19 protein-coding genes are annotated in these 19,665 nt (G+C 72.4%); 8 read left to right on the top strand and 11 right to left on the bottom strand.

All coding sequences use genetic code 11. From position 1 onward, the window contains the following. Complete coding sequence (locus ABT118_RS05285; protein ID WP_350645003.1) at positions 1–609, bottom strand: hypothetical protein; 609 nt, start codon at positions 607–609, stop codon at positions 1–3. Between the two features lie 150 nt (positions 610–759). Between ABT118_RS05285 and ABT118_RS05280 the strand changes: the two genes are divergently transcribed. Further along, positions 760–1,233: a serine O-acetyltransferase gene (locus tag ABT118_RS05280; protein ID WP_350645001.1), complete on the top strand. Its 474-nt coding sequence runs from the start codon at positions 760–762 to the stop codon at positions 1,231–1,233. A 2-nt stretch (positions 1,234–1,235) separates the two neighbouring features. Here ABT118_RS05280 and ABT118_RS05275 read toward each other — a convergent pair whose 3' ends face one another. Together ABT118_RS05275 and ABT118_RS05270 are read right to left on the bottom strand one after the other, a co-directional pair. Beyond that, a complete protein-coding gene (locus tag ABT118_RS05275) occupies positions 1,236–2,399 on the bottom strand; it encodes an acyl-CoA dehydrogenase family protein (RefSeq protein WP_350644999.1) in 1,164 nt (387 codons plus the stop codon). A 100-nt stretch (positions 2,400–2,499) separates the two neighbouring features. Next, the gene (locus ABT118_RS05270; RefSeq protein ID WP_350644998.1) at positions 2,500–3,615 is read right to left on the bottom strand and encodes an LCP family protein; all 1,116 of its coding nucleotides are present in this window, start codon (positions 3,613–3,615) and stop codon (positions 2,500–2,502) included. A 157-nt stretch (positions 3,616–3,772) separates the two neighbouring features. Here ABT118_RS05270 and ABT118_RS05265 point away from each other — a divergent pair, with 157 nt between their 5' ends. After that, positions 3,773–5,116 carry a UDP-glucose dehydrogenase family protein gene (locus tag ABT118_RS05265; RefSeq protein ID WP_350644997.1) on the top strand — a complete coding sequence of 448 codons (1,344 nt, stop codon included), beginning with the start codon at positions 3,773–3,775 and terminating at the stop codon, positions 5,114–5,116. A 74-nt stretch (positions 5,117–5,190) separates the two neighbouring features. Here ABT118_RS05265 and ABT118_RS05260 read toward each other — a convergent pair whose 3' ends face one another. Beyond that, the gene (locus tag ABT118_RS05260) at positions 5,191–6,393 is read right to left on the bottom strand and encodes an acyltransferase family protein (protein WP_350644995.1); all 1,203 of its coding nucleotides are present in this window, start codon (positions 6,391–6,393) and stop codon (positions 5,191–5,193) included. Positions 6,394–6,696: 303 nt separating this feature from the next. Here ABT118_RS05260 and ABT118_RS05255 point away from each other — a divergent pair, with 303 nt between their 5' ends. Beyond that, complete coding sequence (locus tag ABT118_RS05255; RefSeq protein WP_350644994.1) at positions 6,697–7,104, top strand: CoA-binding protein; 408 nt, start codon at positions 6,697–6,699, stop codon at positions 7,102–7,104. 23 nt (positions 7,105–7,127) lie between these two features. On the opposite strand, the gene ABT118_RS05250 is transcribed toward ABT118_RS05255, so the two are convergent. Beyond that, complete coding sequence (locus tag ABT118_RS05250) at positions 7,128–7,934, bottom strand: DUF1028 domain-containing protein (protein WP_350644992.1); 807 nt, start codon at positions 7,932–7,934, stop codon at positions 7,128–7,130. A 57-nt stretch (positions 7,935–7,991) separates the two neighbouring features. Next, entirely contained in the window at positions 7,992–9,170 is a 1,179-nt protein-coding gene (locus tag ABT118_RS05245; protein WP_350644990.1) for a dipeptidase, read from the bottom strand. 158 nt (positions 9,171–9,328) lie between these two features. Here ABT118_RS05245 and ABT118_RS05240 point away from each other — a divergent pair, with 158 nt between their 5' ends. From ABT118_RS05240 to ABT118_RS05230, 3 genes are read left to right on the top strand one after another with little or no spacing between them, the layout of a single operon-like run. After that, positions 9,329–10,636 carry an MFS transporter gene (locus ABT118_RS05240; protein ID WP_350644988.1) on the top strand — a complete coding sequence of 436 codons (1,308 nt, stop codon included), beginning with the start codon at positions 9,329–9,331 and terminating at the stop codon, positions 10,634–10,636. A gap of 9 nt (positions 10,637–10,645) precedes the next feature. Continuing rightward, positions 10,646–11,308, top strand: coding sequence for a response regulator (locus ABT118_RS05235; protein WP_350644986.1), 663 nt, complete (start codon positions 10,646–10,648; stop codon positions 11,306–11,308). Next, positions 11,308–12,639: a sensor histidine kinase gene (locus ABT118_RS05230; RefSeq protein ID WP_350644984.1), complete on the top strand. Its 1,332-nt coding sequence runs from the start codon at positions 11,308–11,310 to the stop codon at positions 12,637–12,639. Before ABT118_RS05235 ends, ABT118_RS05230 begins: the two co-directional genes overlap by 1 nt. Here ABT118_RS05230 and ABT118_RS05225 read toward each other — a convergent pair. From ABT118_RS05225 to ABT118_RS05215, 3 genes are read right to left on the bottom strand one after another with little or no spacing between them, the layout of a single operon-like run. Continuing rightward, the gene (locus tag ABT118_RS05225) at positions 12,621–13,550 is read right to left on the bottom strand and encodes a TAXI family TRAP transporter solute-binding subunit (RefSeq protein ID WP_350644982.1); all 930 of its coding nucleotides are present in this window, start codon (positions 13,548–13,550) and stop codon (positions 12,621–12,623) included. The two genes, ABT118_RS05230 and ABT118_RS05225, sit on opposite strands and share 19 nt — an antisense overlap. A gap of 8 nt (positions 13,551–13,558) precedes the next feature. Beyond that, positions 13,559–14,083, bottom strand: a complete 525-nt coding sequence (gene purE / locus ABT118_RS05220; protein WP_350644980.1) for a 5-(carboxyamino)imidazole ribonucleotide mutase — start codon at positions 14,081–14,083, stop codon at positions 13,559–13,561. Beyond that, positions 14,080–15,198, bottom strand: coding sequence for a 5-(carboxyamino)imidazole ribonucleotide synthase (locus ABT118_RS05215; protein WP_350644978.1), 1,119 nt, complete (start codon positions 15,196–15,198; stop codon positions 14,080–14,082). The genes purE and ABT118_RS05215 overlap by 4 nt, the downstream gene beginning before the upstream one ends. Before the next feature lie 250 nt (positions 15,199–15,448). Between ABT118_RS05215 and ABT118_RS05210 the strand changes: the two genes are divergently transcribed. Next, positions 15,449–15,985: a GtrA family protein gene (locus tag ABT118_RS05210; protein WP_350644976.1), complete on the top strand. Its 537-nt coding sequence runs from the start codon at positions 15,449–15,451 to the stop codon at positions 15,983–15,985. 9 nt (positions 15,986–15,994) lie between these two features. Here the strand turns inward: ABT118_RS05210 and ABT118_RS05205 are convergent, their stop codons facing one another. Further along, complete coding sequence (locus tag ABT118_RS05205) at positions 15,995–17,239, bottom strand: sensor histidine kinase (protein WP_350644975.1); 1,245 nt, start codon at positions 17,237–17,239, stop codon at positions 15,995–15,997. Between the two features lie 47 nt (positions 17,240–17,286). Then, positions 17,287–17,961 (bottom strand): response regulator transcription factor, encoded by a 675-nt coding sequence (locus ABT118_RS05200; protein ID WP_184918861.1) that lies wholly within the window; start codon positions 17,959–17,961, stop codon positions 17,287–17,289. Positions 17,962–18,156: 195 nt separating this feature from the next. Here ABT118_RS05200 and ABT118_RS05195 point away from each other — a divergent pair, with 195 nt between their 5' ends. Then, positions 18,157–19,623, top strand: a complete 1,467-nt coding sequence (locus ABT118_RS05195) for a peptide MFS transporter (RefSeq protein ID WP_350645122.1) — start codon at positions 18,157–18,159, stop codon at positions 19,621–19,623. Positions 19,624–19,665: the final 42 nt, after the last annotated feature.

The following is a 19,665-nucleotide window of genomic DNA, read 5'->3' as shown; positions in this document are numbered from 1 at the left end:
TCAGGGGCGGTAGAGCTGGTGGATCTCGCTGATCCTGCCGGCGGCGTCCACCTTGACCGCGAACTGGTTGCCGTAGCAGCCGTACGGCCGCTGCACCGCGCTCCGGTCGGTCAGGCAGGCCTCCGCGCGGGCCATGAAGTCGTTCAGCGGGAACGGCTTCTCCTTCAGGTCGGCGAGCACGTAGGTCCTGACCTCGTTGGTGAACTCGAAGACCTTCACGGCGCCGGTCGCCTCGAAGTGGCTCGCCCCCGGCAGGTCCGGGCCGCAGACGAACCTGGTCTCCTTGGCCTTCATCCACACGTGGGTGGCGTAGCCGACCTCGGCGGCCTCGATCACGTGGCCTACCTGGGCGGCGTCGGCCTGGCAATCCGCCACCGGGGCCGAAGCTTTGGGCGCTTTGGGTGCCCCTTTTGAGGCGGAGGACACCGGGACGGGCTTCGCCGAAGCGGCGGAAGCGGGCGCGGGCGCGGCGCCGGGCGCACCGGACGCGACGGCGGTCGCCGTCGGCACCGCCTCGGGCTTCGCCTCGCTCGGCCCGCAGGCGGTCAGGGCTATCACGGCAGCGGCGAGGAGCGCGGTGGCGGCAGCGGGCAGGTGACGCTTGTTCATGGTGTGTTCCCCCGGTTCGAGTGGCTGTTCACCCTGTCACACGGGCCGGGGAAGCGGCCGGGTTACCCCCCTGGCCCCGCTGTGACAGCACCGGAACAATGTCCGCGCCGATGGCGCACCGTCCGCGCCCGGGCCGTCACAATGTGCTCCATGTCGCTGGTCACCGCTCTGATCCACCGCCGCCGCAGCCGCCTGTTCGGGCGCCTGGTCCAGGAGGCCCTCGCGCTGTACGGGATGGAGGTCCCGGCCGCCGTCGAGATCGGCCCCGGGCTGCAGGTCTTCCACCGGGGCTTCGGCACCGTCCTGCACCCGTACACCACCCTGGGGGCCGGGGTGACGCTCTACAACGGCGTCACCATCGGCCGGGCCGACCCCTGGGTGCCGCAGCAGCGCAGTGCGATGCGCCGGGTGGTGCTGGAGGACGGCGTGGTGGTCTGCGCGGGCGCGAAGATCGTCTGCAAGAGCGGCGTGCTCACCGTCGGCGCCGGCACCGTGATCGGCGCCAACGCCGTGCTCACCACCTCCACCGGCCCGAACGAGATCTGGGCCGGCGTCCCGGCCCGCCGGGTCGGAACGCGCGAGGACCCCGCCGGTCGCACCGACGGGGCCCTGCAGCCGAACTGACGCTACGGCAGGTTGCGGGACATCACGATCCGCTGGATCTGGTTGGTGCCCTCGTAGATCTGGGTGATCTTGGCGTCCCGCATCATCCGCTCCAGCGGGTAGTCGCGGGTGTAGCCGTAGCCGCCGAGCAGCTGGACGGCGTCGACGGTGATCTCCATCGCGGCGTCCGAGGCGAAGCACTTGGCCGCGGCACCGAAGAAGGTCAGGTCGGCGTCGACCCGCTGCGACTTCGCGGCGGCGGCGTAGGTGAGCTGACGGGCCGCCTCCAGCTTCATCGCCATGTCGGCCAGCATGAACTGGACGCCCTGGAAGTCGCCGATCGGCTTGCCGAACTGCTTGCGCTCCTGGACGTAGCCCTTGGCGTAGTCCAGCGCGCCCTGGGCGATGCCCACCGCCTGGGCGGCGATGGTGACCCGGGTGTGGTCCAGCGTCTTCATCGCGGTGGCGAAGCCGGTGCCCTCGGCGCCGATCATGCGGTCGGCCGGGATGCGGACGTTGTCGAAGTAGACCTCGCGGGTCGGCGAGCCCTTGATACCGAGCTTCTTCTCCGGGGCGCCGAACGAGACGCCCTCGTCGCCCTTCTCGACCACGAACGCGGAGATGCCCTTGGAGCGCTTCTCCGGGTCGGTCACGGCCAGCACCGTGTAGAACTCCGAGACACCGGCGTTGGTGATCCAGCGCTTCACGCCGTTGAGCACCCAGAAGTCGCCGTCGCGCACCGCGCGGGTCTTCATGCCCGCCGCGTCCGAACCGGCGTCCGGCTCGGAGAGGCAGTACGAGAACATGCCCTCGCCCCGGGCCAGCGCGCCCAGGTACTTGGCCTTCAGCTCCTCGGAGCCGGAGAGCTGCACCGGCAGCGAGCCCAGCTTGTTGACCGCCGGGATCAGCGAGGAGGAGGCGCAGACGCGCGCGATCTCCTCGATCACGATGACGGTCGCCAGCGCGTCGGCGCCGGCGCCGCCGTACTCCTCGGGCACGTGCACCGCGTGCAGGTCGTTGGCCTGGAGCGCGTCCAGAGCCTCCTGCGGGAAGCGGCCCTGCTCGTCCACCTCGGCCGCGAACGGGGCGATCTTCGCCTCGGCCAGCGATCGCACCGCCTCCCGGAGCATCTGGTGCTCCTCGGTGAGCTGGAAGAGGTCGAATTCCGCCCCGGAGTTGCCCGCCATGTGCCTGCCCCTTGATTCGGACCGTGTTAGTTACCGTTAAGTAAGCCTAATTCTAGGCTGGCCCCCTGCCTACCCTGTACGTGACATGCGTGACACCGTCTCATCTGACGTTCTCGCCCAGCGTGTCGCCGGTTCCTGGATGCTGGGCGAGGTACTCGGGGACCTGGTCGTTCCGGACCGCCTCCCAGAGCTGCTTGGCCACCGGCTGGTCCAGGTAGACCACCGACTGGCCGCCCTCGTCGCCGAAGCCGCCGAACGGCGCGTTCATGAACCGCACCCCGTCCCCGCGCAGCGCGCGCAGGCTCCAGGCCAGGTCGTACAGGTCGGAGTTGCTCAGCTTGTCGTCCACGCTGACCACCTCGCCGACGGCGCCGAGCAGGCCGGTCAGCTTGCCGGGGTTGCCCAGGGTGCCGGAGCTGAGGGTCTGCTGCATCAGCGCGCGGAGGAAGTTCTGCTGACGCTTGGTCCGGTCCAGGTCGCCGTTGGGCAGGCCGTACCGCTCGCGGACGTAGAGCAGCGCCGTCGCGCCGTCCATGTGCTGGGTGCCGGCCGCCCAGTGCCTGGCCTCGCCCTTGCCCTCGATCTCCTTCGGGATGGTGATGTCCACCCCGCCGACCGCGTCGGTGAGGGACCTGAAGCCGTTCCAGTCCACCACCGCCAGGTGGTCGACCGGGATGCCGGTGAGGTCCTGGATCGTCCGGACCATCAGGGCCGGGCCGCCGAGCGAGTACGCCGCGTTGAGCTTCGCCTTGCCGTGGCCCGGCACGTCCACCCAGGTGTCCCGGGCCAGCGAGATCACCGAGGCGTTCTTCCGGTCCGCCGACAGGTGCAGCAGCATCATGGTGTCGCTGCGGGCCGCCCCCGCCTTCCAGGCCGGGGCCTTGGCGGGCGCCCCCGGGTCGGTCCTGGCGTCCAGGCCGACCAGCAGGAAGGTGGTGCCCGCGTTGGGCACCGGCTTCGGGCGCTCGGACACCGCCAGGCTGGGCAGCGCACCCGGGATCCGGTCCACCGAGGAGGCGTAGTGGTCGGCGGTCCAGTACACCGCCCCCGAGCAGCCGCCCGCGATCAGAACCACCGTCAGCAGGGCGCCCAGCAGCAGCCGGCGGCCCCGGCGCCTGCGCCTCGGCGCCCCGCTCCCCCCGTCGCCGCCGGCCTCCTCGGACCGGTCGGAGAAGATGCTCAGTCCGGCGGAGTCCGCCCCGTCCTCGGTGCTCATGCGGGCATTCTGCGGTCGGCCCCCGGGGCTCGGGGCGGAAACGGAAGGAGGAGGGCGAAGTCGTTACCTCGGCAGCAGCGCCACGCGGCCGCTCCGTGCCGGATACCATCGGTCCCTGCCCGACCGGCCAGACCTCGACCCAGAAAAGGGGAAGCGCGTGACCCTCCGCATCACGGTGATCGGCACCGGCTACCTCGGCGCCACGCACGCCGCCTGTATGGCGGAGCTCGGTTTCGAGGTGCTCGGCCTGGACATCGACCCGGAGAAGATCGCCACGCTGGCCGCCGGGAAGATCCCGATGTACGAGCCCGACCTGGCCGAGCTGCTGGTCAAGCACGTGCCCGGGCACCCCGGCTCGTCCGGCCGGCTGCGCTTCACCACCTCGTACGAGGAGGTCGCCGAGTTCGGCGACGTGCACTTCCTCTGCACCAACACCCCGCAGAAGAAGGGCGAGTTCGCCGCCGACATGTCCTATGTCGACGCCGCGCTGGACTCGCTCGCCCCGCACCTCAAGCGCCCCGCGCTGGTGGTCGGCAAGTCCACCGTCCCGGTCGGCAGCGCCAACCGGCTGGCGATCAGGCTGGCCGAGCTGGCCCCGGTCGGCGAGGCCGCCGAGCTGGCCTGGAACCCGGAGTTCCTGCGCGAGGGCTTCGCCGTCGGCGACACCCTGCACCCCGACCGCCTGGTGGTCGGCGTCCGCAGCGAGCGGGCCGAGGCGCTGCTCCGCGAGGTGTACGCGACCCCGATCTCCGACGGCGTCCCGTTCGTGGTCACCGACTTCCCCACCGCCGAGCTGGTGAAGGCCGCCGCCAACTCCTTCCTTGCCACCAAGATCTCGTTCATCAACGCGATGGCCGAGGTCTGCGAGAGCGCGGGCGCGGACGTGGTCCAGCTCAGCAAGGCGCTCTCGTTCGACGAGCGGATCGGCGGCAAGTTCCTCAACGCCGGCGTCGGCTTCGGCGGCGGCTGCCTGCCCAAGGACATCCGCGCCTTCATGGCCCGGGCCGGCGAGCTGGGCGCCGACCAGGCGCTCACCTTCCTGCGCGAGGTCGACTCGATCAACATGCGCCGCCGCTCCCGGATGGTCGAGCTGGCCCGCGAGCAGTGCGGCGGCGGCTTCCTCGGCCGCCGGGTCGCCGTCCTCGGCGCCGCCTTCAAGCCCAACTCCGACGACATCAGGGACTCCCCCGCCCTCAACGTCGCGGCCCAGATCCAGCTCCAGGGCGCCCAGGTCACCGTCTACGACCCCAAGGCCATGGACAACGCCCGCAAGATGTTCCCCGGCCTCGCCTACGCCGCCTCCGCCCTGGAGGCCGCCGAAGGCGCCCACGTCGTCCTGCACCTGACCGAGTGGCAGGAGTTCCGCGACCTGGACCCCGCCGACCTCGGCGCGGTGGTCGCCGAGCGCCGGATACTGGACGGCCGCAACATCCTGGACGACGCCAAGTGGCGCGCGGCCGGCTGGCACTACCGCGCCATGGGCCGCCCGTCGGTGGAATAGCCGCCCTCCGGGCGAGCCGGGTCGTGGACCGACCCGGCCTGCCCGGCCACCCGTGCAGGCCGGCTGACGGCGGATCAGACGCCGACGGTCGGCCGCGCGGTCTCCTTCTGCTGCTGTTCGGGGAGGCGGATCTCCTCGGCCGGGGGCCGGCGCCGGGAGCGCGGCAGCGGGATCCGTACGTCCTTCAGCTTCAGCGCGGGCCGCTCGACCAGGTGCCACGAGGCCACCGCGAAGAGCAGCGTCCCGGCCACCGCCATCGCCCGGTAGGTGTTCAGCCCGTAGGACGCGCCGCCGAACCCGGCCAGCAGCTGCTCGACCGGGAAGCCGTAGATGTAGAGCCCGTACGAGTAGTCGCGCTTGGCCCCGATCCGGCGGAACGGCTTCGGCAGTCGGATCGCCAGCCACACCAGCAGGTAGGCGAAGGCGGGCAGGCCCACGGCGAAGAAGTAGCCGTACAGCAGCGAGCCCACCACCAGGACCCCGCTGAGGACGCCCCACACGTCGTTGATCCGGATCCGGTGCCGGTAGAGCTCCACCACCGCGCCCAGCGTGAACGCCAGGGCCAGGTAGATGAAGAAGCTGAGGTTGATCCAGCCCAGGTGCGGGATCTCGACGGTCGCGCGGGGAACCGCCCGGGGGTCGAGGAAACGCACGGCCAGGGCGTCGCCGAGCACCATGCAGCCGAGCCAGGCCGCCAGCACCAGCACCAGGCGGCGGGCCCGGAGCAGGACGCCCGCCCAGCAGAGGGCCGCCACCGCCAGGTAGCAGAGCATCTCGTACTTGAGCGACCAGAGCGATCCGTTGAACTCGGGCACCCGGATCAGCCCCGCTCGGGCCCCGCTCTCCATCACTCCGGCGACATCGCTCTGGTACTCACCGGCGATCAGGTTGTGCCGGAGGTACGACAGCGGGCTGGCCGCGTTCCCCCAGAAGCCTGCCAGGGTGCCGCCGTGCAGCCGGTGGTAGAGCACCGGCGCGATCACCAGGCCGGTCACCAGCAGGCAGACCCACAGGCCCGGCAGCAGCCGCAGCGCGCGGTGCCAGAGGAACCGTCCCGGCCGCAGCCGGACGCCGCTGCGGGTCACCAGGATTCCGGAGAGCACGAAGAACCCGTAGACCGCCAGGTTCCCGATGTTGGTCTGGCCGTGGAACTCCTGGTTCAGGAGGCTGACGCTGCCGAAGGCTATCGGCCCGGCGTGCGAGACGATCACCGCCGACGCCATCAGCAGCCGGAGCACGCCGAGGCTGTTGTCGCGGCCGGTGAAGAGGTCCGCCACCGTCCCCCGGGACTCCCAGAATCTCCGGCCGGCCGAACGTCGGCCACCGCCCTGTCCCCGCCTGCGAGTCGGCATCGAACCTCGATTGATCATGTGCCTGAATCAACCGCACACGGCTGTGGCGGGAGTCTGTGCCGACAGTGGTCGAACTCCAGCCCGCAAAGCGAACACCAGATCTCCCCGGGAACAGCTGAGGAAGTCTGCATACTGTCCACACGGACTGTCAAGCCCTGCACGGCTGCGGCGATCTGACACCGGACGGCCACTCGGAATGCCCCTGCTCGGACGGCTGTTGCAGCTGCCATGAGCTACGGAGACGACACGGTGGTGCGGAAGATCCTCCAGGACAGCGGCGACACCTGGGCGGTGGTCGGGCTGTCCAACAACACCGCCCGGGCCGCGTACGGGGTGGCGCGGGTGCTGCAGCGGGCGGGGAAGCGGGTGGTGCCGGTGCACCCCAAGGCCGAGACGGTGCTCGGGGAGCAGGGGTACGCCACGCTGGCCGAGGTTCCGTTCGACGTCGACGTGGTGGACGTGTTCGTGAACTCCTCGCTGGCGGGGGCGGTCGCGGACGAGGCCGTCGCCAAGGGGGCCAAGGCGGTCTGGTTCCAGCTGGACGTCATCGACCGGGCTGCGTACGCCCGCACCACCGCGGCCGGCCTCGACATGGTGATGGACCGCTGCCCGGCGATCGAGCTGCCCCGGCTCTAGTCACGTGCCGCGGCAGCCCGGGGCTACCGGGCCTTGGTGCGCAGGTGATCCAGCACCAGGGGGTCGATCTTGCCCGGGACGAGGCGGCCTTCGAGGTTCTCGACGCCGGCCCAGCGGTCCAGGGTGGAGTGGCCCGCAGTGGCGAGGAGGGCGTCGACCTCGGCGGCCAGCTCGCCGGTGAGGTCGAGCAGGGTGGCCGGGTCGGGCGTGCCGAAGAGGGTCTCGTGGATGGCGAGCAGGCGGCCGAGCTCGGCGACCGGGTCGGGGTGGTCGTCGACCCGGAGGTCGTACGAGGTGTCGCTGACGCCGCCGTAGCCGGCGCCCCGGTCGGCGATGTACAGGGCGGCGCTCTGCCGGCCCCGGCTGTCGCCGCCCGCCGCGTCGCCGGCCGCCAGCGCGGCCACCATCCGCTCCGGGAAGGGCAGTTCGGCTCCGGCGAGCCAGGCGGACTCCATCGCCGCGACCACCTCGGGGCCGGTCAGGATGTTGCCCTGGATCGCGTAGCCGGGGCCGGTGGTGCCGCCCGCCCAGTCCAGGCAGTCCGCCCCGGTGTAGGTGGCGCCGTCACCTTCGGTGCCGACCACGCCGAGCTGGCGTTCGGCCCGGCCGGGGTCGGCGGCGGTCAGCCCGGCCACCACGTCGGCGGGGGCGACTCCGGTCCGGAGCAGGGTCAGGCCCTGCGGACGGTAGGCGAAGTTGGCCAGCGCCTGGGTGGCCAGCGCGCCGGTCTCCGCCTCGGCGGCCGGGACGACCGCGCCTGCGGCGAGGAACTTGCTGGCCACCGCGACACCGACGGCGCTGCCCGAACGGGCCACTATGGAGAAGGTCACGCCGACGGACGATAGCCGCTCGTCGCGTCCATGCCTAGCAGCCGGCCCAGGAGGCGGCTAGGAGAAGGCGACGATCGACGGCCGCCGGACGGCCTGGAGGTCGCGGGCCACCGCCTCCGCGTCCCGCAGCACCCGGACCGCGTTGTGCCAGGTGAGCTTCGCCAGGTCGGCCTCGGACCAGCCCCGGCCGAGCAGTTCGGCGATCAGGTTGGGGTAGCCGGCGACGTCGTCCAGGCCGTCCGGGGTGAAGGCGGTGCCGTCGAAGTCGCCGCCGATCCCGAGGTGGTCGATGCCGGCCACCTGCCGCATGTGGTCGAGGTGGTCGGCGACGGTGGCGGCGGTGGCGGTCGGGCGGGGGTGGGCCGCCTCGAAGGCGTGGTGGCAGGCCATCGCCTCGGGGGTGGTCTCCAGCGGGTGGAAGCCGTGGGCCTGCATGTTCGCATCGGCGGTGGCGGTCCACTCGACGGCGTCGGGCAGCACGAACTTCGGCACGAAGGTGACCATCGCGACGCCGCCGTTGCCGGGCAGCTGGGCCAGCACGTCGTCGGGGATGTTGCGCGGGTGGTCGCAGACCGCGCGGGCCGAGGAGTGCGAGAAGATCACCGGCGCCTCGGTGACCCGCAGGGCGTCCCGCATGGTGTCGGCGGAGACGTGCGAGAGGTCGACCAGCATGCCGAGCCGGTTCATCTCCCGCACCACCTCCTCGCCGAAGGCGGTCAGCCCACCGTGCTCGGGCTTGTCGGTGGCGGAGTCGGCCCACGGCAGGTTGTCGTTGTGGGTGAGCGTCAGGTACCGCACGCCCAGCCGGTGGAACGCCCGCAGGGTGGCCAGCGAGCAGTTGATCGAGTGCCCGCCCTCGGCGCCCATCAGCGAGGCGATCCGGCCCTCGGCCCGGGCGGTCTCGATGTCGTCGGCGGTGAGCGCGAGCCGCAGCTGCTCCGGGTAGCGCTCGGTCAGCGTCCGGACGAAGTCGATCTGCTCCAGGGTGGCGCTGACGGCCTGGTCGCCCGCGTAGTCGGAGCGCACGTACACCGACCAGAACTGTGCACCGACCCCGCCCGCCCGCAGCCGCCCGAAGTCGGTGTGCAGCCGGTCGCGCTGGTCCGCCGTCAGGTCCACCGCGTCCAGGTCGTAGCCGGCCTGGGCCCGCATCGCCCAGGGCAGGTCGTTGTGGCCGTCCACCACGGGTGCGGTCCGGAGCAGGGCGCGGGCACGGTCGAGCAGCTCAGAAGTCATACGAACATTTCTACCCCGGCCGCCGGGTGTTCATCGGAGCCCGGCGTGCACCGGAGCCCAGTGTTAACCGGAGCCCAACTCTCGGCCGGGGCCCTGTCCGGCACCGTCCGCCCGGGTGGACGCTGCGGGCTCAGCCCCGCCCACCCCGGGAGACCCCAGTGACAACGAAGGCCAAGACCCCCTGGAAGGCCGTGATCGGCGGCTCGGTCGGCAACCTGGTCGAGTGGTACGACTGGTTCGTCTACGCCAGCTTCGCCACCTACTTCGCCGCCGCGTTCTTCCCGCACGGCAACCCGACCGCCCAACTCCTCAACACCGCCGGGATCTTCGCCGTCGGCTTCTTCATGCGCCCGGTCGGCGGCTGGCTGCTCGGCCGGTACGCGGACCGGCGCGGCCGGAAGGCCGCGCTCACCCTGACCGTCTCGCTGATGTCGGTCAGCGCCCTACTGATCGCCGTCGCCCCGACCTACGACCGGGTCGGCTACGCCGGGGCGGCGGTGCTGCTGCTGGCCCGGCTGCTGCAGGGCCTGTCGGTCGGCGGCGAGTACGCGGCCAGCGCCACCTACCTGACCGAGGCGTCCACCCCGGAGCGGCGCGGCTTCGTCTCCAGCTTCCAGTACGTGTCGATGACCTTCGGTCAACTGCTCGGCCTGGGGCTGCAGATCGTGCTCCAGCACACCATGTCCGCCACGGCACTGCACTCGTACGGCTGGCGGATCCCGTTCGTGCTCGGGGCGCTGGGCGCGGCGGTGGTGTTCTGGCTGCGGCGGAACCTGGCCGAGACCGAGGCCTACACCAGCGCCGAGGAGTCCGCCGAGGAGCGCGGCACGCTGCGCCGACTGCTGGCGCACCGGCGGGAGTTCGTCCTGGTGATGGCGCTGACCATGGGCGGCACGGTGGCCTACTACACGTACACCACCTACCTGACCAAGTACCTCTCCAACACGGTCGGCCTGAGCCGGAACGACGCCGCCCTGGTCAGCTTCTGCGCCCTGACCGGCTTCATGCTGCTGCAGCCGCTCGCCGGGGCGCTCTCCGACCGGATCGGCCGCCGCCCGCTGCTGATCACCTTCGGGGTCGGCGCCACCTTCGGCACCGTGCCGCTGATGACCACGCTCTCGCACACCGGCAGTTTCGGCGGGGCACTGCTGCTCGCCCTGCTGGCGCTGGTCATCGTCACCGGCTACACCTCGATCAACGCGGTGGTGAAGGCCGAGCTGTTCCCGACCCGGATCCGGGCGCTCGGGGTGGCCCTGCCGTACGCGCTGGCCAACGCGCTGTTCGGCGGCACGGCGGAGTACGTGGCGCTCTGGTTCAAGGACGCGGGCGCCGAGTCCGGCTACTACTGGTACGTCTCCGCCCTGGCCGCCGTCTCGCTGGTGGTCTACCTGACCATGCGGGAGACCAGGGGCACCGAACTCACCGAAGCCGGGCAGTCGGCCCCCAGGGCCGCGGTCGCCGCCTAGGGTTGCGGCATGCGCGTGCTCCTGGTCGAGGACGACGACCGTCTCGCGGCCGCCCTGATCCCGGCGCTCGCCCGGCACGGCCACCAGGTGGTCCGGGCCGGGCGGGCGGACGACGCGCTGCGCCTCAAGGACACCTGCGAGTTCGTCCTGCTGGACCTGGGCCTGCCCGATCTGGACGGCCTCGAACTGCTCCGCCGGCTGCGCCGGGTCTCCACCGTGCCGGTCATCGTGCTGACCGCCAGGACCGAGGAGCGGGACATCCTGCGCGGGCTGCGCTCCGGGGCGGACGACTACCTGGCCAAGCCGTTCCGGACCGCCGAACTGGCCGCCAGGATGGCCGCCGTGGCCCGGCGCGGCACCCGGCCGCTGGCCGCCGCCGGGACGGTGGTGCAGCTCGGCGACGTCCGGATCGACCTGGAGGCCCGGCGGATCACCGTCGCGGGTGAGCAGATCGCCCTCACCCGCCGGGAGTTCGACGTGCTGGCGCTGCTCGCCCGCGAGCCCGGCGCGGTGCGCGGCCGGGAGGAGATCCTGGACGAGCTCTGGGGCGACGTCCAGCTGTCGGCGTCCCGGTCGCTGGACGTGCACGTGGCCGGCATCCGGGCCAAGACCGGCCGGCCGCAGCTGGTCCAGACGCTCCGGGCCACCGGCTACCGGCTGGCGGCCGGCTGATGCAGCGCCGGCTGCTGGTGGTCCAGTCCCTGCTGATCGCCTGCCTGGTGGCGGCGCTGGCCGTACCGCTCGCACTGGCCTGGTCCTCGCACCGGACCGGCCAACTGCTGCTGGCCCGCCGGGCGGACGCCACCCGCTTCGCCGAGCTCACCGACCGGGCGCTGCGCGAGGGCGGTCCGTCCGGGCTGGCGGCGGAGGTGTCCCGGTACGCCGAGCTGTACGGCACGGCGGTGGAGATCCGGGACCGGGACGGCCGGCTGATCGCGGGCACCGCCGTGGACGGCGGCCGGGCGGCCGAGCGGGCGCTGTCCGGCCGGACCACCGACGGGCTGCCGCTGCTCACCCCGTTCGGTCCGGCCTCGGTGCTGGTCGCCGAACCGGCCGGGCGGGACGACCAGGTCTCCGGGGTGGTGCTGCTGCGGGTCTCCACCGCCACCGCCCGCCGGGAGGTGGCCGCCGTCTGGGGCGCGCTCGCGGCCGGCTCCGTGCTTGCCCTGCTCTGCTCGCTGGTCGCGGCCCGGCGGCTGGCCGGCTGGGTGCTCCGGCCGGTCGGCGAACTCGACCGCACCACCCGGGAGATCGCCGAGGGCAGGCTCGGGGCCAGGATCGGCACCGTCCGCGGCCCGGTCGAGCTGCGCCGGCTGGAGGAGCGCTTCAACGCCATGGCGGACGCCATCTCGGTCGCGCTGGAACGCCAGCGCGCCTTCGTCGCGGACGCCTCGCACGAGCTGCGCACCCCGCTCACCGTGCTCTCGCTCCGGCTGGAGAACCTGGAGCCGCACCTGACCGCCGGCGGCCGCCCCGAGTACCGCGAGACGCTGGCCGAACTCGACCGACTGGAGGCCCTGTTGGAGGACCTGCTGACGCTGGCCCGGGTGGAGGCCGACGCCGGGCTGCCGCAGGCGCTTCCGGCCGGCGGGCTGCTCCCCCGGCTGACCGGGTGGCAGGAGCTGTACACCGCCCAGGGGTTGACCCTCGCGGTGGAGGTCGCCGACCGCTCCCCGCTGCCCGAGGCGGTGGCCCGGATCGCCGACATCGCGCTCGACAACGCGGCCAAGTTCGTCCCGCCCGGCGGCCGGGTGGCGGTCTCGCTCGCCGGCGGGGTGCTCCGGGTGGCCGACGACGGCCCCGGGCTCGACCCGGCCGGCCGGGAGTCGGCGCTCGGCCGGTTCTGGCGGGCCCCGGAGCAGCGCAACGTCCCGGGCAGCGGCCTCGGCCTGGCCATCGCGGCCGAGCTGGCCCGCGCCTGCGGCGGCACCCTGGCCCTGCTGCCGAACCAGCCGAACGGGCTGGTGGTCGAGTTGACGCTCGGTCAGTGGACCGCGCGGTAGTGCCGGGCCGCGCCCGGGTGCAGCGGGACGGTGCCGGTGCCGATCGCGTACCGCTCGTCCAGCCGCCCGCCCGGGGCGTCCGGGGTCTGCAGGTGGTCCCGGCGGCGGAACAGCACCTCGGTGACGGCCCGCGCGATCTCCGGGTCGAGCCCGGCGGCGCAGACCAGGTAGCTCGGGGTACCGACGGTCGGGGTCGGCGCCGCCTGGCGGTAGGCCCCGAGCGGGATCGACACCGCCTCGTACACCGGCCCGTACGCGGTGCGCAGCGCGGCCGCCTGCGCCGCGAGCGGGACCAGCCGGACCGGCAGCCGCTCGGCCAGCCCGGTGATCGCCCGGGTGGGCACCCCGCCGGACCAGAAGAACGCGTCCAGCTCGCCGGCCTCCAGCGCCGCCACCGACTCGGCCGGGCCGAGCAGTCGGGCCCCGGCCGGGGTCGCCCCGGCGGCGGCGAGCACCCGTTCGGCCACCACGGCGGTGCCTGAGCCGTCGGCGCCGATCGAGAACCGGCGGCCGGCCAGCTCGCCCACCGCCGGCACCGGCCGGTCGGCCGGTACCACCAGGTGCAGGTAGTTGAGGTAGAGCCGGGCGATCGCGGCCACCGGGACCGGACGGTCGAAGGCACCGCGCCCGGCCACCGCGTCGGCCGCGCTGTCCGCCAGGGTCAGCCCCAGCTCGGCGCCGCCCTCGCCGATCAGCCGCAGGTTGCGCACGCTCGCGGCGGTCGACAGCACCTCGACCGTCAGCCCGGGGTGGGCCCGGCCGATCTCCTCGGCCAGCCGCAGCCCGAAGGTCCGGTACGGACCGCCCTCGGGGCCCGCCGCCAGCCGCAGCACACCGCGCGGCGAGGGCGCCGAACACCCCGTCAGCACCGCGGCGGCCCCCAGGGCGAGGACCGCGCGGCGCGACGGCACCGGCGGTGCTACTTGCCGAAACCGAAGGAGGACGAGCCGGCCACCTTGGCCCGCAGCTTCTTGCCCTTCTCGGTGGCCTGGCTGTTCAGCTCGGCCTGGAACTCGGTCATCTTCTCGGCCAGTTCGGGGTCGAAGGCGGCCAGCATCCGGACCGCCAGCAGCCCGGCGTTGCGGGCCCCGGCGACCGAGACGGTGGCGACCGGGACACCGGCGGGCATCTGAACGATCGACAGCAGGCTGTCCATGCCGTCCAGGTAGCGCAGCGGGACCGGCACGCCGATCACCGGCAGCGGGGTGACCGAGGCGAGCATGCCCGGCAGGTGGGCGGCGCCGCCGGCACCCGCGATGATCGCCTTGAGCCCGCGCCGGTGCGCCTGCTCGCCGTACGCGACCATCTCGCGCGGCATCCGGTGCGCGGAGACCACGTCGACCTCGTACGGGATCTCGAACTCGTCCAGCGCCTGGGCGGCGGCCTCCATCACGGGCCAGTCGGAGTCGGAGCCCATGACGATGCCGACAACGGGGTCAGTCATTCGGTGATCGTTCCTCGCAGGTAGGCGGCCGCGTGACGGGCGCGCTCGCGGACGTCGTCGAGGTCGTCCCCGAAGACGTTGACGTGGCCGACCTTGCGGCCGGGCTTCACGTCCTTCCCGTACATGTGGATCCTCAGCCCCGGGTCGCGGGCCATGCAGTGCAGGAAGGCGTGGTACATGTCCGGGTAGTCGCCGCCGAGCACGTTGACCATCACGGTCCACTTGGCGCGCGGGCGGGGGTCGCCGAGCGGGAGGTCGAGGACGGCCCGGAGGTGGTTCTCGAACTGCGAGGTGACGGCGCCGTCCTGGGTCCAGTGGCCGGAGTTGTGCGGGCGCATGGCCAGCTCGTTGACCAGGATCCGGCCGTCCCGGGTCTGGAACAGCTCGACCGCGAGGTGGCCGGTGATGTCCAGCTCGCCGGCGATCCGCAGCGCCAGCTGCTGGGCCTCGTCGGACAGCGCGGGGTCGAGCCCGGGGGCGGGCGCGGTGACCTCGGCGCAGACGCCGTTCTCCTGGACGCTCTCCACCACGGGGTAGGCGACGGCCTGGCCGCTGGGCGAGCGGACCACGTTGGCGGCCAGCTCGCGCAGGAAGTCGACCTTCTCCTCGGCCAGCACCGGCACGCCCGCCAGGAACGGGGCGGCGGCCTGGGTCTCGTCGTCGACGACCCAGACGCCCTTGCCGTCGTAGCCGCCGCGCACCGTCTTCAGCACCACCGGGTACCCGTCGCCCTCCGCGGCGAACGCGGTCACGTCGGCCGGGTCGGCGACCAGCCGGTGCCGGGGGCAGGGGACGCCGATCGACTCCAGCTTCGCCCGCATCACGCCCTTGTCCTGGGCGTTGACCAGGGCCTCCGGGCCCGGGCGGACGGCGATGCCGTCGGCCTGCAGGGCGCGCAGGTGCTCGGTCGGCACGTGCTCGTGGTCGAAGGTGACCACGTCGCACCCGGCCGCGAAGCGGCGCAGGGTGTCGAGGTCCCGGTAGTCACCGAGCACCACGTCGGAGACCACCTGTGCGGCGGAGTCCTGGGGGGTGTCGGCGAGGAGGCGGAAGCGGATGCCCAGCGGGATGCCCGCCTGGTGTGCCATCCGGGCGAGTTGCCCGCCGCCGATCATGCCCACCACTGGAAAATTTGCATTGCCCGCGAAAGTCACGCTGCCCAGGATATCCGGGCCGGTGGGGGGCGGTGCACCGGCGGTCCGTCCGGAGCCTGCAGGGGCGGGCGGGGAACAGGTGGTGGACGGGACCGAGTAGCCTGGTTGGCCAGGGCCCGAAGCACACGATCCGATCATGTGTGTATACGAGTGGCTCCTAACCGTACGGGCAGTGGAGCCTCTCGTCCGCCAGCACAGGAGACAGCCGAGTATGACCACGACCACCGGGCGCAGTTCCGCTCTGGTTCAGAAGCTGCGCGGTGTCTCCTCCGGCGAGGTGATCAAGTTCGGCGTGGTCGGCCTCGGCGGCGTCGTCATCAACTTCGTCGCCTTCTGGATCTGCATCAACGGCTTCGGCCTGGCCACGCTGCGCGCCAACATCGCCGCCACCCTGGTGGCCATCGCGACCAACTACCTCGGCTACCGCTACTGGCTCTACCGGGACCGCGACGCCTCCTCGCGCAAGCGGGAGATCACCCTGTTCCTGCTGTTCAGCGGCGCGGGCATGCTGATCGAGACCGGCGTCCTGGCGGTGTCCAAGTACGGCTTCGGCTTCGACAGCCACCTGCAGGTGTTCGCCGCCAAGACGCTCGGCCTGGGCATCGGCACGGTGTTCCGCTTCATCTCTTACCGCACCTGGGTCTTCAAGGCGCTGCCCGAGCTGGCCGAGCCGCCGGTGCTCCCGGTGATCCCCGTGATCCCGGGCCCGCTGGCGGCCGTCGAGCAGCCCCAGTACGCCGAGCGGTAACCCGACGCCTCAGGCCGGCTCGTCGGAGCGGCTGAGGAAGAGCGCGAACACCGGCGGCTGGAGCGAGAGCAGCTCCAGCCGGGCCCCGTCCGCCTCGGCCAGGTCGCGGGCCACCGCGAGACCGATGCCGGTGGAGTTGCGGCCGCTGACGGCCCGTTCGAAGACCCGGTTGCCCAGTTCGGCCGGTACGCCGGGCCCCTCGTCTTGAACCTCCAGCACCACCGAGCGGCCGGACGGCCTGGCCCGGACCACCACCGTCCCGGCGCCGTGCATCAGCGAGTTCTCGATCAGCGTGGCCAGCACCTGGGCGACCATGCCGGGGGTGCCCAGCACCCGGACCCCGCGCAGGCCCTCGACCCGCAGGGTGCGGCCGGTGCCGCGCATGGTCGGGCTCCACTCGGCCAGCTGCTGCTTGACCACCTCGTCCAGCTCGAACACCACCGCGGTCGGGCTGCGCGGGTCGCGCTGGTTGGTGAGCAGCCGCTGCACCACGTCGGTGAGCCGCTCCACCTGCTGGAGGGCGATGGTCGACTCCTCCTTCACCGTGTCCGGCTCGCTCGCCAGGGTGTTGATCTCCTCCAGCCGCATGGAGAGCGCGGTGAGCGGGGTGCGGAGCTGGTGCGAGGCGTCGGCGGAGAGCCGGCGCTCGGCCGAGAGCATCCGGGCGATCCGCTCGGCGCTGGCGTCCAGCACCTCGGCCACCCGGTCCAGCTCCGGCACGCCGTACCGCCGGTCCCGCGGCCTCGGGTCGCCCGAGCCGAGCCGCTCGGCGGTCTCGGCCAGGTCGACCAGCGGCCGGGCCAGCCGCTTGGCCTGCCAGACCGCGAGCGCCACCGCCGCCTGGACGGCGAGCAGGGCGACCACGCCGAGCAGCAGCAGCATGTTGGCGATCTCGTGGTCCACCCCGCTCCGGGACTGCACCACCGTCACCGTCTCGCCGTCGGCGCCGGACTCGGTGGCGCTGATCACCGGCCCCTCGGGCCGGGTGCCGATCTCCAGCACCGGCTGCCCCGGCACCGCGATGGTGACGTAGCCGCCCTCGGAGAGCTGGGCGGTGAACTTCCCGCCGGTGATCGGCTCCTGTGCCGCCAGCCGGCTCTCCACCAGGCCGAGCACCCGGACGGCCTGGGCGTCCACCCGGGCGTCGGCGGCGTTGACGATGGACTGCTTCTCGATCAGGGCGATCGGGACGCAGAACACCACCACCATCACCAGAACGACGCCCAGCAGAGAGTTGATCATCCGGCGTTTCAAGCGGTACGGCTCCTGGTCGGTGCGGGCGGGGTCGTGCTGCCGGGGTATCAGTTCTTCTCGAACCGGAAGCCGACGCCGCGCACGGTGGAGATGTACCGCGGGTTGGCCGCGTCGTCCCCGAGCTTCTTCCGCAGCCAGGAGATGTGCATGTCCAGGGTCTTGGTCGAGGTCCACCAGGTGGTGTCCCAGACCTGACGCATGATCTCCTCCCGGGTGACCACCCGGCCGGCGTCCCGGACCAGCACCCGGAGCAGCTCGAACTCCTTGGCGGAGAGGGTCAGCTCCTCCTCGCCCAGCCAGGCGCGGTGCGACTCGATGTCGATCTTCACGCCGTGCGCGCCGGTGGTCAGCTGGTCCACGTTGCCGCGCCGGAGCAGGGCCCGGACCCGGGCCAGCAGCTCGGCCAGCCGGAACGGCTTGGTCACGTAGTCGTCGGCGCCGGCGTCCAGGCCGACCACGGTGTCCACCTCGTCGGCGCGGGCGGTGAGCACCAGCACGGGGCAGGTGCGGCCCTCGGCGCGGAGCCGGCGGGCCACCTCCAGGCCGTCCATCTCGGGCAGGCCGAGGTCGAGCACGATGAGGTCGACGTCCTCGGTCAGCCCCGCGGCGAGGGCGCCGGGGCCCTCCTCGCGGACGAGCACCTCGTAGCCCTCCCGTCGGAGCGCACGGGCCAGCGGTTCGGAGATCGCCGGGTCGTCCTCGGCCAGCAGCACACAGGTCATGGGCCGATGGTAGACCGAGTACGACGCGGCGTTCAGGGGCTTCGGCAGCGTCGCGGAGCCCGAACGGCGCAACCGGAGGCGTACATCGGCTCCTGACGGGCAGTCGGCTCGTAACGTGGGCGGTCGGGACGGTTCGGCGCAGGAGGTCTGGTGGCGGGGACGCAGGGCGAGACGGGACCGTACTCGGCGTCGGGAATGCCACCGGAGGACGAGCACGCCTTCTTCGGGCATCCGCGCGGGCTGGCCACGCTGTTCATGACCGAGATGTGGGAGCGGTTCAGCTTCTACGGGATGCGCTCGCTGCTGGTGCTGTTCCTCGCGGTGCCGGTGGACCAGGGCGGGATCGGCCTGGACACCGTGACGGCCGCCTCGGTCTACAGCGTCTACAACTCGCTGATCTACATGCTGGCGATCCCCGGCGGCTGGATCGCCGACCGGCTCTGGGGCGCCCGTCGGGCGGTGCTGATCGGCGGCCTGATCATCATGGGCGGCCACTTCGCGCTGGCGGTGCCGCTGAGCGCGCTGTTCTGGTGCGGGCTGCTGCTGATCGCGGCCGGCACCGGCCTGCTCAAGCCCAACGTGTCGGCCATCGTCGGGCAGCTCTACCACGAGGACGACGCCCGCCGGGACGGCGGCTTCACCATCTTCTACATGGCGATCAACATCGGCTCGTTCTTCGCGCCGCTGGTGATCGGGACGGTCGGCCAGAACGTCAGCTGGCACCTGGGGTTCTCGCTGGCCGGGGTGGGGATGGCCTTCGGTCTGGTCCAGTACGTGCTGGGCCGCAAGCACCTCGGCCGGGCCGGCGAGCTGCCCGGCCGGCCGGCCGAACCCGCGGTGCGGCGGCGGGTGCTGCGGCTGGCCGGGTTCTGGGCCGGGGCGGCGGCGGTGTTCTTCACCGTCGACGCGCTGCTCGACCGCTTCTCGGTGCACCAGGTGGTCAACATCCTGGGCGTGATCGGCATCGCCCTGCCGGCCTGGTACTTCACCCGGCTGCGCCGGGACCGCGAGCTGACCGTGCTGGAGCGCAGCCGGATGTCCGCCTTCATGTGGTTCTTCATCGCGGCCGCGATCTTCTGGATGATCTACGACCAGTCGGGGTCGACGCTCTCCCAGTTCGCCAACGAGTCGACCGACCTGTCGATCTTCGGCTTCCACTTCCCGTCCAGCTGGTTCAACTCGGTGAACCCGCTGTTCATCATCGCGCTGGCGCCGGTCTTCGCCTGGCTCTGGCAGTGGCTGACGCTGCGCCGCCGCAATCCGAGCTCCCCGGTGAAGTTCGCCGTCGGCCTGATCCTGATCGGCGCCTCGTTCGGGCTGATGGGCCTGGCCGAACTGGCGGCCTCGGGCGGCGAGCTGGTCTCGCCGCTCTGGCTGGTCGGCGTCTACTTCGTGCAGACCGTCGCGGAGCTGACGCTCTCCCCGGTCGGCCTCTCGCTGACCACCAAGCTGGCGCCGGTGAAGTACATCAGCCAGATGCTCGGCCTGTGGTTCCTGGCCACCGCGACCGGTGACGCGGTGGCGGGCTGGACCACCCAGCTCCAGCGGGTGGTCAGCGCGGACGCCTACTTCTATCTGCAGGGTGCGCTGGCGGCGCTCTGCGGGGTGGCGATCTGGCTGGCCGCGAGCCGGATCCGGCGGCTGATGGGGGCTGTGAACTAGTTCACAGAGGGTGAGCGCCCGGCCGGACGGCGGACCGGCACC

The organism is Kitasatospora sp. NPDC002040, assembly GCF_040296785.1.
GTDB lineage: Bacteria > Actinomycetota > Actinomycetes > Streptomycetales > Streptomycetaceae > Kitasatospora.
This window is presented reverse-complemented; position numbering and strand designations above follow the sequence as displayed.